A 13,063-nucleotide genomic window follows, 5' to 3' on the forward strand; every position below is an offset into this window, starting at 1 on the left:
CGCGTTCTCCGACTACATTCACGCGAGGTCGAGTGGCGCCGTCAAATCGCCGAGCGGCGCGAGACCGTTGCGTGCAAATGCGCGGTCGCGCGCGACGACGCCGTCGAGCGGTGCGAGTCCGTGCACACGGCTGATAAAGCGAAGAATCGAGTTGGTGTCGTACACGGTGTGATCGACGTAGCCCTTCCTGGCGAGCGGCGAAATGACGAGCGCGGGGATTCGCGAGCCGGGGCCCCAGCGGTCGCCCTTCGGCGGCGCGACCGGATCCCACCAGCCGCCGTTTTCGTCGACGGTGACGATCACGACCGTGTTGGCCCATTGCGGGCCTCGCTGGATATGCTCGATCACACGTGCGATGTGCCGGTCGCCCGCTTCGACGTCGGCATAGCCGGCATGCATATTCAGATCGCCCTGCGGCTTGTAGAACGCCACAGTGGGCAGACGTCCCGCGTCGATGTCCGCGATGAAACGGTTGGTCGACGGATCGCTGCCGAGACCCGCATCGCGCAGATATTTGCGCCGCGCAGCGGTGCCGGGCGCGTAGTTGGCGAAGTAGTTGAAGGGCTGGTGGTGATACTGGAAGTCGGGCACCGCGCCCGTGTCCTGATGCTCCAGCGCGTATTGCCACGCGCCGCTGTACCAGGCCCAGTCGACACCCTTGTCCGTGAGACGGTCGCCGATCGTCGCGTAGTTTTGCGGCGGCAGCACGCGCGGATTCGCTGCGTCCGCGAATGCCGGGTTGCCGCCTTCCGCGGGGCGCACGTTGCTCGGCTGATACGGCGGCGCCATGGTGTTGACCGCGTAGCCGTCGGCGGTGAATGCGCCGTCGTTGACGAACTTCGGCGGGCCGTCCAGTGCCGACGCGGGCGAGTCCGCCGCGAGCTTCAGCCGCGTGCCGGTGGGATCGTCGCCTTCGACGACGGACACCATTTTTTTCGCCGGACTGTTGTGGATGTCCGGATAAAACGGCGCCTGCGCTGAAATCAGAAAGATGTGATTCAGCCAGGAGCCGCCGAACGCGGCCATGAAAAAGTTATCGCACAGCGTGTACTGCTGCGCGAGACTCCAGAGCTTGAGCGTGTCGGCGGAATTGCGGTAATGCCCCATGACGAGGCCGCCGGAATCGCCCCACGCCGCGAACTGGTTGTTGCGGCCGGCGTTGATCTGCATCTGGTTCTGATAGAAGCGATGCACCAGATCGCGCGTGATCACGCCCGTAGGCAGCGGCGCACCGTGCGCGTCGGTCAGATGGAACGGCCCATTGCGCAGATTGCCGATGTCGTTCTGGCCGATCATGTAGCGCCTGCCGTCCACTTCCTGCGCTTGCGGAACGAGGCCGCCCCAGATGGCCGGCAGCCGCGGCAGCGGCGTTTTGCCGTCGCGGTCGAATTGCAGCGAACGCTCGGCGCTCACGGCATCGAGCGGATGCTGGATGCCTGGAAAATTGCCGTAAAGATTCGCGAAACTGCGGTTCTCCGCGTAGATCACCACGATCTGTTTGACCTGATCGTGCAGTGCAGCGTCGAGCCGGATATCCGCGGCGCTGCGCGGCGTGGCGGCGTTGGCGATGTCGTCGGTCTTGCAGCCGGTCAGCGCGAGGCCGAGGCCGACCGCCGCAAGACCGGTCAGCACGCGGCGGCGCTCCGGGTTGTGCGGATCGTCGGCGGCGTTGGCGGCGTGGTCGGCGCTGCCGGGGTTCGGCGGCAGGGAAGAGTCGTGGTCTGTCATCGGTCGGTTCCGGAATGCGTGACGAGCGTCAAATGCGGCTCGGGGCGGCGCGCGGGGCGCCGGCGGTAGCTACGATTCTGCGCAAGGTACGGCGGAAGTTTGCACCGGAAGACCGCTCCGGCTTACTGCAGGATGTGATGCGGTGTTGGGCAGCTAGGGCAAGCGACGCTTGACGCGCCAACTGTTGTGCGTTGCATCGACGGCGAGCAGCAGCCAATGTCTCGCGTTGACGGGGTGGCGCGTTTGAGTCGCGTAACCGTCGACGGTCAATTCCAGTTCGTCGTGCGCGCGCAGATGGCAGGTGGCGTTGGCCCCGGAGCCGTCGGCGAATTCGACGACCGCCGCGGCCGCCCGTGCGGGTTCCGGCAAGTGGGCGATATGCACGGCGCACCCGGGATAAAGATGCGAATCGGCAACCTGGATCTGCACGGAATTGGACATGAGCGTGGCCTCCGACGCTTGAGCGGTACGAAGGCGCGGCAACGGGGCCTCGCGCAGCGGACCGCATCAAAGCATAGCACCGCAAAGACGTTATGATGCTGATCTGACCTCGATGAACAGCAGAAAACGGCAGCGAAGATGGCAAAAGAAGATCAGACCGGAGTGGGACGCAAGCAGGCGAGGCCACGTGCTGCGGCAGCGCCGGCTTCGCACGACGACGCGCTGTCGCCCGTGCATGAAGCCGCCAACGACGAAGACAGCGCCGCGGGCTCGACCTATCTGGTGCCGGGCCTCGAGCGCGGCCTGCGCATCCTCGCCGAATTCAGCGCACGCGAACCGGTGCTCGGCGCGCCGGAACTCTCCAAACGCATCGGCATTCCGCGAACCACCACCTTCCGTTTGTTGCAAACGCTCGAAGCACTCGGCTTCCTGGAGCGAGTGAACGGCGACCGCTATTTCCGCCTGAGCGTCGCGGTGCTGCGGCTCGGTTTCGAATATCTGAACTCGCTCGAACTGACCGACGTCGGCACGCCGATTCTCGAACGTCTGCGCGACGCCACAGGCTTGAGTTCGCATCTGCTGATTCGCGATCAACGCGACGTCGTGTTCGTCGCCAAGGCGCAAACGCACGAGCCCATGTTCAGTTCAGTGAAAGTGCATGTGGGCACGCGTTTGCCGGCACACGCAACCGTCCATGGCCAGGTGCTGATGGGCGATCTGACTTTCGACGAATTGCGGCGCCTGTATCCCGAGCCGCAACTCGAACGCTTCACCGAACGTACGCCGGCGACGGTCGAAGAACTGTATGGAAGAGTGCGCGAAAGCGCGGCGCTCGGCTATGCGCTCAGCGAGGCGTCGTTCGAGCGGGGCATTTCGGTAGTGAGCGCGCCGGTGCGCGATCAGAGCGGCAAGATTGCCGCCGCCTTGACGGTTACGATTCCGCGCTCCGACCTTGGCGAGGCCGAGGAGCGCGAGCCGCTCATCGCCGCAGTTTGCCAGGCCGCGCTCGAGTTGTCCGAACGCCTTGGCCACCGGCCACGGCCGGACGATCCAACTGCACTGCAGGCTCGCCGCAAACCGGTCGCGGCGAGCTAGCCCAGCCTCGTCGTCAGAACGAGTGGTGAATGCCGGTCAGAACGATGGTCTGATTCCGGCCGCTCGACACCCCCGCCGTGAAGAAGGCGGCGTCCGTGTTGGAGCCCGCGCGCTCATAGAGCGCGTTCACGTACACCTGCGTCGTCTTCGACAACGCATACACGTCGCCGATTTCGAACTGCGTCCAGCGGTGCCCGGCGAGCGTGGTGGTCGCGGCGCCGCCGGACACGCTGTTAAACGGCGTGAACTGGTAGTTCGCGCCCACGTCGTAGCTTTGATAGGTGTCCGAATGTCCCGCCGACTGCAGTTTGACTCGCGTATAGAGGCCATGCACGAGCAGCTTGCCGAACTGGTATGACGCGCCCGCGCCCATGTTCTGCACTTTGTCGGCGCTATAGTTCGCCGCTGCCACGCCCTGGAAACGGGTGATGCCCGTGGTCACAATAGAGGGCGTGCGATTGTGCTCGTTCGCATACGTCGCACCGGCCTTGAACGGACCGTTCGCATAGCTAAGCGCAAAGCTCAGCGTTTTGCCGGTGGAGAAGTTCGTCGTGTTGCCGAGGCCCATCATCGCGCCAAACGAAAAGCCGCTGAAGCTCGCGGAGCGGAACTTCACCGAATTGTCGAACGGCACCACGCCCGTGTCGGCGAGTTCGTCGATATTGCCAGGATGGAACGCGTACCAGCTCGCGGCGAGATAGGCGGTGCTCAGCGGGCCCAGCACGTCGAAGCTGAACGGCGTCTGATGACCCAAGGTCAACGTGCCGATCCGGTCAGAACTCAAACCCACAAACGCCTGGCGATTGAACAGCGTGCCCGCTTTGGCAAACGCGCCCGTGTTCGTATAGAAGCCGTTCTCCAGCTGAAAGACCGTCTTCAGCCCGCCGCCCAGATCTTCGACGCCCTTCAGGCCCCAGCGGTCCGGCTGCATGTTGCCTTGCTCCTCGATCCACTTCGAGTGGCCGCCCGCATTGCTGATGTAGGCAATACCGGCATCCAGGCTGCCGTATAGCGTGACGCTGCTCTGTGCCCATGCGCCTGTCGTCGCGCAGATGGCGGTCAAGCCGGCCGCAATAATGTGCTTCACCGTTGGTTCTCCTGATCGCACGACGGACAGCGCGCGCCGGTTCCGCCGCTTCTGACCCCATGCTTTTGGGTTGATGCAGTCTTCGCGTTTCGCGCCGGAAAACTGCGCTACTTTTGTTCCATCTATGGGCGTTCGTATCGCCTATGGAAAAGTATAGTGACTTCCCGCGCCGTCAAAATAAATTTTCGGTGTCCGTACAAACCCGAATCGTTTCCAGTCCGAAGTCTCTTTGTTCGCGTCGAATGCCCGTGCGGTAGGGGTTTCCGGCGCAGGTAGCCATCGCCGCGCATCGCGCAATGCAGTGTTGTGAACACTGCAGTCAGTGTTTTCCCCTAACGCATGAGATTTTTATTTGCTCGCTCGAGAGCCGCTCCTATAATTATCCATACACGAACTGATGTTCCTTATATGGAACGTCAGGCTCCAGGAGAAGGCGAGAAATGACTGACCAATGGCGCTGCGCCGGACATGCCGGCGATCTGTCCGAAGACGCGCCGCTCGAGTTCAAGCTCGACGGCACCGAGATCGGCATCTACAAGGTGGGCGACGAGCTCTACGCGCTCGAAAACGTCTGCCCCCACGCATACGCACTGCTGACGCAAGGCTTTATCGACGGCGACACCGTCGAATGCCCGCTGCACGAAGCCGTATTTCACATTCCGACGGGCAAGTGCCTGAAAGAGCCGGGCGGCCGCGACCTGAAGATGTATTCGGTGCGCCTCGCCGGTGAAGAAATCCAGATCAAGGTGGAATGACATGCGAGAGGTAGCCGTGAACTTCAATCCCTTCCTGAAGCCGTGGCTCGCGCCGCAGCCGAACAACGTCGCCGGCAAGGGCGTGATCGAGAAGCCCGGCGAGGCGGAAAACTTTATCTGGCAGACGCGCAAGGCCGAGCCGACGCAATACGAAAACGACTTCGGCGACGCGCTCGAAAAAGTGTTCGAAGCGGGCGCGGTAGAGCTGCAGGAAGTCGTCGACGGTTTGAACGGTCTTGGGTTCCGCACGCCGGAAGGCAACGCATGGAGCGCCGAGCGTCTCGCTGCCGAATTTCGCCTGCTCGCCGAATAAGCGCGCTTTTCCGAACACGTTTCATCGCATCCGCATCCGGAGTCTCTTCATGACGTCCCCCACGACAACGCAACACGCGGCCGATCCGATTCAGTCCTACCTGGACCGTGGTCTGCGCAACTACTGGTATCCCGTCGCGCCGAGCTGGCAGGTCGGCGATGCGCCGATCGGCATCACCCGCCTCGGCGATCAGATCGTGCTGTGGCGCGACAAGGAAGGCAAAGTCAACGCGCTGGAAGACCGCTGCCCGCACCGCGGCGCGCGTCTGTCGCTGGGCTGGAATCTCGGCGGCAGCGTCGCGTGCTGGTATCACGGCATCGAGATCAACGGCAGCGGCACCGTCACCAAAGTGCCGGCGGTGTCCGCGTGTCCGCTCGAAGGTCAGAAGTGCGTGAAGTCGTATCCGGCGCAGGAACACGCGGGCGCGGTCTTCCTGTGGTTCGGCGACGACGCACATCAGGAACCCGCGCCGCTGAATCTGCCGGAGGAACTGGTCGGCGAGGAGTACGCGAGCTTCCTGTGCATGTCGAACTGGAAGTGCAATTACCAGTACGCAATCGACAACGTCATGGACCCGATGCACGGCGCCTATCTGCACGCGACGTCGCATTCCATGGCCGAAGGCGACAAGCAGGCGGACATGCGCGTGCGCAAGACCGAAACCGGCTTGATGTTCGAAAAGGTCGGGCAGCGCGACGTCAACTTCGACTGGGTGGAACTCGGCGAAACCGGCTGCCTGTGGATGCGTCTCGCGATTCCGTACAAGAAGAAATTCGGCCCGGGCGGCAACTTCGGAATCATCGGCTTCGCGGTTCCCGTCGACGAAAACAATTGCCAGGTTTACTTCTGGCGGACCCGCAAGGTGCAAGGCTGGCAGCGCGACGCCTGGCGCTTCATGTATCGCAATCGCCTGGAAGGCCTGCATTGGGCGGTGCTGGAGCAAGACCGCTATGTGCTCGAAAGCATGGCGCCGAACGCGCGCGAGCACGAGTTCCTATATCAGCACGACGTCGGCATGACGCGCGTGCGCCGCATGCTGCGGCAACGCGCGCAGCAGGACTTCGCCGCGCTCGACGCGCATCGCGCGCAAGCGGCGCAAGCCGCGCAGCTGGGCGCAGCGCACACCGAAACCGCGGGCCACGGCCATGCATAACGACGCCACGCTTGCGCTCAATGGCCGGCGCGTTCTCGTGACGGGCGGCGCGCGCGGTCTCGGCGCGGCGTTCGTGCGCGCGCTGGTGCAAGCCGGCGCGCAGGTCGTGTTCGGCGACATTCTGCACGACGAAGGACGCGCGCTCGCGGCGTGGCTAGTGAAGGAAGGCCATGCGGCAACCTATCTGCCGCTCGATCTCGCCGATCCCGCGAGCATCGCGCGATTTGCGCAGCAGGCCGCGGCGCAAATCGGCGGCCTCGACGCGCTCATCAACAACGCGGCGATCACGAACTCCGGCGGCAAATTTGCCGACGAGCTTTCCGTCGAAACCTGGGACGCCGTCATGAATGTGAACGTGCGCGGCACCTGGTTGATGAGCACCGCCGCGCTGCCTTATCTGCGCGAGTCCGGGCGCGGCAGCATCGTGAACATCGCGTCCGACACGGCAATGTGGGGCGCGCCGAAACTGCTCGCGTATGTGGCCAGCAAGGGCGCGGTGATTTCGATGACCCGCTCGCTCGCGCGTGAATTCGGCGCGCATCAGGTGACGGTCAACGCAATCGCGCCCGGCCTCACCGAGGTCGAGGCGACCGCGTATGTGCCCGCCGGGCGTCATGAGTATTACCTGCAAGGCCGTGCGCTCGCGCGCGCGCAGGTGCCCGACGATGTCACCGGGCCGGCGCTGTTTCTGTTGTCCGATGCCGCGCGCTTCGTGACCGGCCAATTGCTGCCGGTGAACGGCGGCTTCGTGATGAATTGATCTTGTCGAATCGAAAGGAGAAAGAGATGGCGGACGCCGAAATCGAACGCAAATCGTGGGACCAGCCTGCGGACGCGAGCTTTGCACAGTGGCTGGACAGCCGCGTCGCACGCTTTGCAACGCGGCGCTACGACTGGGACGCACTGAAGTTTCAGGCCGATTACGACCCGAAGTACCGCCGCGCGCAGATGCGCTATGTCGGCACGGGCGGCACGGGCGTCGCGAAAGACGTGAACACGGTACCGGCAGGCGGCTTCACGTTTTCGACGATGGTGATTCCGGCCGGCAATATCGGCCCGAGCCATATTCATATGGACGTCGAAGAAATTTTCTTCGTGCTGCGCGGCAAGATGAAGGTGATCTGCGAGAAAGACGGCGAAACGTGGGAGGCCGTGCTCGGCGAGCGCGATCTGATTTCCGTGCCGCCGGGCGTTTATCGCACCGAAATCAACGTCGGCGAAGAAGATGCCTTGATGTGCGTGATGCTCGGTTCTCCTAAGCCCATTACGCCGACGTATCCGCCGGATTCGCCGCTCGCGAAGCTCAAGCGCTAAACCTACCTCCTTGTGAATATTCCCGCGAAGCAGATATGTCCGCCACCGCTCTCACCGATGCGAACGCCACGCTCGAAGCACGCCTTGCGCGCTTTCCTGCCCGGCAGATCGCGCTCGCGCAGCGACGCACGCTGAGCTATCGCGAAGCGAATGGCGCCGAAGATGCCGCTCGCGACGCGGATAACGCGTTGCCGCTGGTGCTGCTGCACGGTATCGGTTCGGGCGCGGCTTCGTGGGTGCAGCAATTCGAGGCGCTGGGTGCGCGCCGTCGCGTGCTGGCGTGGGACGCGCCCGGTTATGGCGAATCGACGCCGGTTGCTGCGGCGTCGCCCGCGGCAAGCGATTACGCAAGCGTGCTCGGTGAATGGCTCGCCGCGCTTCACATCGAACGCTGCGTGTTGGTGGGTCATTCGCTTGGCGCAATCATCGCTGGGGCGTTTGCCGCGAGCCATCCCGAGCGCGTGGCAGGGCTGCTGCTGCTCTCGCCCGCCGGCGGCTACGGCGCGGCACCCGCGCAAGTGCGCGAAGCCAGGCGCGACCAGCGTCTTGCGATGCTGAACGAGCTCGGCCCGCAAGGCCTCGCCGACACACGCAGCGCCAATATGTTGTCTGAGCAGGCGAGCGACGAAGCACGCGCATGGGTGCGTTGGAACATGTCGCGCGTGATTCCCCATGGCTACGCGCAGGCCACGCATCTGCTGGCCAACGCGGATCTCGCCGCCGATCTCGCGCGCTTCAAGGGCCGCGCCAACGTGGCGGTCGGCGCCGACGACACCATCACGCCCCCCGCCGCCTGCGAGCGGCTCGCACTGGCGGCGGGCACGCCGCTGCAGGTGGTGCCGCGCGCGGGGCACGCCGGCTATATCGAAGCCGACGCCGCGTACAACGCGATCCTCGACACGTTCTGCCGCGCGAGTGCCGGACCACGGAGCCAATAAATGACGCCCGAGACCCTCAATGAGCGCGACGCGGAAGACGAGCGCAACAACGAGCACAACAACGAGCAAAACGGCAACCACAACGACAGCGGCGGCGAATCGAACTATCGCGTGCCGGGTCTGGAGCGCGGTCTGAAGATACTGACGGAGTTTTCGCCACGTGAGCCCGTTCTCGGCGCCCCGGAATTATCGAGGCGCCTGAAGATTCCTCGCACGACGGTTTTCCGTTTGCTGCAAACGCTCGAGTCGCTGGGCTTTCTCGAGCGCGCGGACAAGGACCGCAACTATCGGCTCGGCGTGGCCGTGCTGCGCCTCGGCTTCGAATATCTAAGCTCGCTGGAGTTGACCGACCTCGGCTTACCGATCATCGAAGCACTGCGCGACGACACCGGCCTCACCACGCACATTGTGATTCGCGATGGACGCGACGTCGTCTTTGTCGCGAAGGCGCAAAGCCATGCGCCCATTTTCAGTTCCGTGAAGGTCAACGTCGGCACGCGCTTGCCCGCGTATGCGACCACGCACGGCCAGGTGTTGATGGGCGACATGACGCTCGACGAATTGAAAAAGCTTTATCCAGAGCCGCAACTGGAGCGTTTCACACGGCAAACGCCTGCCACCGTAGATGAACTCTACGAACGGATCCGCGACGACGCGCGGCGCGGTTTTGCGATCAGCGAGTCGTCGTTTGAGCGCGGCATTTCGGTGGTGAGCGCGCCGGTGCGCAACGACACGGGACGCATCGTCGCCGTGATCACGACGACGATTCCGCGCCAGGAAATCGACGCGTCGCTGCTCGACAGCGGCCTCGTCGACAAGGTGCGCCGCGCGGCCGGCGAACTCTCGCAGCGGCTCAATTACCGTCCCGGCAATGCGTCGAATTCCGGCAGCAAATACATGAAGGCACTGGGGCTCAAATGATTCAAATCGATCTGAACGGGCAGGTGGCGGTGGTGACAGGCGGCTCGTCCGGCATCGGCCTCGCGTGCGCGGAACTGTTCCTGCGAGCCGGCGCATCGGTTGCGATTTGCGGCCGCGATACCGAGCGCCTCGCGCAAGCCGAGGCCGCGCTTAGCGCGAACTATCCGGACGCGCGGTTGCTCGCGCGCCGCTGCGACGTGCTGAATACCGAAGACGTCAGCGCGTTTGCAGAAGCCGTGCAAGCACGCTTTGGCCGCACGGACATGCTGGTCAACAACGCAGGCCAGGGCCGCGTGTCCACCTTCGCCGACACCAGCGACGAAGCCTGGCGCGAGGAACTCGACCTCAAGTACTTCAGCGTGATCCGCCCGACCCGCGCGTTCTTGCCGATGCTGCGCCATGCCGCGGGCTCGGGCAACGCAGCGATTGTCTGCGTGAATTCGCTGCTTGCGCTGCAACCGGAGCCGCACATGGTGGCGACTTCGTCGGCGCGTGCAGGCGTGCAAAACCTCATCAAGTCGCTGGCGGTGGAACTCGCGCCGCAGCGCGTGCGCGTCAATTCGATTCTGATCGGCATTGTCGAATCGGGGCAATGGCGCCGCCGTTACGCAAAAGAAGCGCAGCCCGGCCAGAGCTGGGACGACTGGACCGCCGAGCTGGCGCGCAAGAAAAACATTCCGCTAGGCCGCTTCGGCAAACCCGAAGAAGCCGCTCAAGCGCTCTTTTATCTGGCTACGACGCTGTCGTCCTACACGACGGGCAGTCACATCGATGTTTCTGGAGGCGTTGCACGACATGTCTAATACAACCACCGTTGGCGAGCTGATCGCCGCCTTTCTCGAGCAATGCGGCGTAAAAACCGCATTCGGCGTGATCTCGATCCACAACATGCCGATCCTCGACGCGATCCACAAGCGCGGCAAGATTCGCTATGTCGGCGCGCGCGGCGAAGCCGGCGCCGTGAACATGGCCGACGGTCTCGCGCGCGTCTCCGGCGGCCTCGGCGTGGCCTTCACCAGCACGGGCACCGCAGCGGGCAATGCAGCGGGCGCGATGGTCGAGGCGCTTACTGCCGGCACCGCGCTGCTCCACGTGACCGGTCAGATCGAAACCGAATACCTCGACAAAGATCTCGCCTACATTCACGAAGCGCCGGACCAGTTGTCGATGCTGCAGTCCATCTCCAAGGCCGCGTATCGCGTGCGTTCTGTCGAAACCGCGCTGCCTACTATCCGCGAAGCCGTGCGCGTTGCGCAAACGGCGCCGAGCGGTCCGGTCAGCGTCGAGATTCCCATCGACATTCAGGCAGCCGAAATTGAATGGCCCGCGGATCTGGCGGCTCCGCACATCGTCACGCTCACGCACTGCGCAAAGCGCGTCGCGCAACTCGCGGAGCAGCTCGCCAAGGCGAAGCGCCCCTTGTTGTGGCTCGGCGGCGGTGCGCGTCATGCGACGCAGGCTGTGGAGCGTCTCGTCGCGCTCGGCTTCGGCGTCGTGACGAGCGTGCAGGGCCGCGGCGTGCTGCCGGAAGATCATCCTGCGACGCTCGGCGCCTTCAATGTGCATGCCGCCGTCGAAAGCTTCTATAAGACGTGCGATGCATTGGTGGTCGTCGGCTCGCGTTTGCGCGGCAACGAGACGCTCAAATACAAGCTCGCGCTGCCGCAGCCGCTGTATCGCATCGACGCCGACGCGCTGGCCGATAACCGCGGCTATCGCAACGAAATGTTCGTGCACGGCGACGCGAGCGCCGTGCTGGAAGAACTCGCCACGCTGCTGGAAGGCCGCATCAAGGTCGATCCGGCCTTCGCGCAGGATCTCGCCGCAGCGCGCGAAAGCGCCGTCGCCGATGTGAGCAAGGGCCTTGGCCCGTACAAGCGGCTCGTGGACGCGCTGCAGGCGGCGGTGGGCCGCGACTACAACTGGGTGCGCGACGTCACGATTTCGAACAGCACGTGGGGCAACCGCATGCTGAAGATTTTTTCGCCGCGCGCAGGCGTGCATGCGTTGGGCGGCGGCATCGGCCAGGGCATGCAGATGGGCATCGGCGCGGCGCTCGCGGGCAGCGCGGCGAAAACCGTGTGCCTCGTCGGCGACGGCGGCTTGATGGTGAATGTCGGCGAACTCGCGACAGCCGTCCAGGAAAACGCCAACGTGATGATCGTGCTGATGAACGATCAGTGCTACGGCGTGATCCGCAACATTCAGGATGCGCACTATGGTGGGCGCCGCTGCTATGTCGATCTGCATCAGCCGGATTTTGCTCAGTTCTGCGAAAGCCTGAAGCTCACGCATTACCGCATCAAGTCGCTCGATGAGGCCGACGCGATCATCCGCGAAGGCATGGCGAAAACCGGGCCGGTGCTGGTGGAAGTCGAGATGCTGTCGGTCGGCTCGTTCGCCACCGCGTTCGCGGGGCCGCCCGTCAAGAAAGAGGAGCCGGAACATGCGTGAAGCGGGCTACGCGGGGCATCACGCACCCGTCGACGTCGCGATGATCGGCTTCGGCGCAATCGGCCAGGCGGTGTATCGCTCGGTTGCCGCTGATCCGGCTGTGCGCGTGTCGCACGTGATCGTGCCGGAACATCATATGGCGTCGGTGCGTGAAGTGGTCGGCGCCGCGGTGGATGTGGTCGCCTCCGTGTCCGCGCTTTCCAGCCGGCCGCACTTCGCGCTGGAATGCGCGGGACACAGCGCGCTGGTGGATCACGTAGTGCCTTTGCTCAAGGCCGGCACGGATTGCGCGGTCGCGTCGATCGGCGCGTTGTCCGACGTGATGCTGCTCGACGCGTTGTCGGCGGCCGCCGACGAAGGCGACGCGACGTTGACGCTGCTGTCGGGCGCGATCGGCGGCGTGGACGCATTGGCCGCGGCCAAGCTCGGCGGTCTCGATGAAGTGCTGTACACGGGCCGCAAGCCGCCCACCGGCTGGCTCGGCACGCCGGCCGAACAGGTCTGCGATCTGAACGCGCTGAAGGAAGAGCGCGTGATTTTCGAAGGCAGCGCGCGCGAAGCGGCGCGCCTTTATCCGAAGAATGCCAATGTGGCCGCGACCGTTGCACTGGCCGGCCTCGGACTCGATCAGACGACTGTCCGCCTGATCGCCGATCCGAATGTGACGCGCAACGTGCACCGCATTCTCGCGCGCGGCGCATTCGGCGAAATGTCGTTGGAAATGTGCGGCAAGCCGCTGCCCGACAACCCGAAGACGTCGGCGTTGACCGCGTACAGCGCGATTCGTGCGCTCCGCAATCGCGCGGCGCGCTGCGTGATTTAAGCCGCGCGAAGCAACCGCTCAAGCCAACCGCTCAAGCAAAC

14 protein-coding genes are annotated in these 13,063 nt (G+C 64.2%); 11 read left to right on the plus strand and 3 right to left on the minus strand.

Annotation, left to right across the window (positions count from 1 at the left end; all coding sequences use genetic code 11):
• Positions 1-18: 18 nt before the first annotated feature.
• Both ACEN8U_RS02325 and ACEN8U_RS02330 read right to left on the minus strand, forming a co-directional pair.
• Positions 19-1,728, minus strand: a complete 1,710-nt coding sequence (locus tag ACEN8U_RS02325; protein WP_310109953.1) for an acid phosphatase — start codon at positions 1,726-1,728, stop codon at positions 19-21.
• A gap of 153 nt (positions 1,729-1,881) precedes the next feature.
• The gene (locus ACEN8U_RS02330) at positions 1,882-2,169 is read right to left on the minus strand and encodes a hypothetical protein (protein ID WP_013591229.1); all 288 of its coding nucleotides are present in this window, start codon (positions 2,167-2,169) and stop codon (positions 1,882-1,884) included.
• 138 nt (positions 2,170-2,307) lie between these two features.
• Between ACEN8U_RS02330 and ACEN8U_RS02335 the strand changes: the two genes are divergently transcribed.
• Positions 2,308-3,264, plus strand: a complete 957-nt coding sequence (locus ACEN8U_RS02335; RefSeq protein WP_310109952.1) for an IclR family transcriptional regulator — start codon at positions 2,308-2,310, stop codon at positions 3,262-3,264.
• Between the two features lie 13 nt (positions 3,265-3,277).
• Here ACEN8U_RS02335 and ACEN8U_RS02340 read toward each other — a convergent pair whose 3' ends face one another.
• Positions 3,278-4,351: a porin gene (locus tag ACEN8U_RS02340; protein WP_310109950.1), complete on the minus strand. Its 1,074-nt coding sequence runs from the start codon at positions 4,349-4,351 to the stop codon at positions 3,278-3,280.
• Positions 4,352-4,791: 440 nt separating this feature from the next.
• Between ACEN8U_RS02340 and ACEN8U_RS02345 the strand changes: the two genes are divergently transcribed.
• The 10 genes from ACEN8U_RS02345 to ACEN8U_RS02390 are packed head-to-tail and all read left to right on the plus strand — an operon-like array spanning position 4,792 to position 13,022.
• The gene (locus tag ACEN8U_RS02345) at positions 4,792-5,106 is read left to right on the plus strand and encodes a non-heme iron oxygenase ferredoxin subunit (protein ID WP_013591226.1); all 315 of its coding nucleotides are present in this window, start codon (positions 4,792-4,794) and stop codon (positions 5,104-5,106) included.
• A 1-nt stretch (position 5,107) separates the two neighbouring features.
• A complete protein-coding gene (locus tag ACEN8U_RS02350; protein WP_013591225.1) occupies positions 5,108-5,419 on the plus strand; it encodes a recombinase-like helix-turn-helix domain-containing protein in 312 nt (103 codons plus the stop codon).
• Positions 5,420-5,468: 49 nt separating this feature from the next.
• Positions 5,469-6,572 carry an aromatic ring-hydroxylating dioxygenase subunit alpha gene (locus ACEN8U_RS02355; protein WP_310109948.1) on the plus strand — a complete coding sequence of 368 codons (1,104 nt, stop codon included), beginning with the start codon at positions 5,469-5,471 and terminating at the stop codon, positions 6,570-6,572.
• Positions 6,565-7,332: an SDR family oxidoreductase gene (locus ACEN8U_RS02360; protein ID WP_413657241.1), complete on the plus strand. Its 768-nt coding sequence runs from the start codon at positions 6,565-6,567 to the stop codon at positions 7,330-7,332. The genes ACEN8U_RS02355 and ACEN8U_RS02360 overlap by 8 nt, the downstream gene beginning before the upstream one ends.
• Positions 7,333-7,358: 26 nt before the next feature.
• Positions 7,359-7,886 (plus strand): cupin domain-containing protein, encoded by a 528-nt coding sequence (locus tag ACEN8U_RS02365; RefSeq protein WP_310109944.1) that lies wholly within the window; start codon positions 7,359-7,361, stop codon positions 7,884-7,886.
• Positions 7,887-7,921: 35 nt separating this feature from the next.
• A complete protein-coding gene (locus ACEN8U_RS02370) occupies positions 7,922-8,824 on the plus strand; it encodes an alpha/beta fold hydrolase (protein WP_310109942.1) in 903 nt (300 codons plus the stop codon).
• Complete coding sequence (locus tag ACEN8U_RS02375) at positions 8,825-9,745, plus strand: IclR family transcriptional regulator (RefSeq protein ID WP_310109941.1); 921 nt, start codon at positions 8,825-8,827, stop codon at positions 9,743-9,745.
• Positions 9,742-10,548 (plus strand): SDR family oxidoreductase, encoded by an 807-nt coding sequence (locus ACEN8U_RS02380; RefSeq protein WP_310109939.1) that lies wholly within the window; start codon positions 9,742-9,744, stop codon positions 10,546-10,548. Before ACEN8U_RS02375 ends, ACEN8U_RS02380 begins: the two co-directional genes overlap by 4 nt.
• Complete coding sequence (locus tag ACEN8U_RS02385) at positions 10,541-12,199, plus strand: thiamine pyrophosphate-binding protein (RefSeq protein ID WP_310109937.1); 1,659 nt, start codon at positions 10,541-10,543, stop codon at positions 12,197-12,199. The genes ACEN8U_RS02380 and ACEN8U_RS02385 overlap by 8 nt, the downstream gene beginning before the upstream one ends.
• Positions 12,192-13,022 carry an aspartate dehydrogenase gene (locus tag ACEN8U_RS02390; RefSeq protein ID WP_310109935.1) on the plus strand — a complete coding sequence of 277 codons (831 nt, stop codon included), beginning with the start codon at positions 12,192-12,194 and terminating at the stop codon, positions 13,020-13,022. Before ACEN8U_RS02385 ends, ACEN8U_RS02390 begins: the two co-directional genes overlap by 8 nt.
• Positions 13,023-13,063 lie beyond the last annotated feature (41 nt).

The organism is Paraburkholderia phenoliruptrix, assembly GCF_047325075.1.
GTDB lineage: Bacteria > Pseudomonadota > Gammaproteobacteria > Burkholderiales > Burkholderiaceae > Paraburkholderia > Paraburkholderia phenoliruptrix.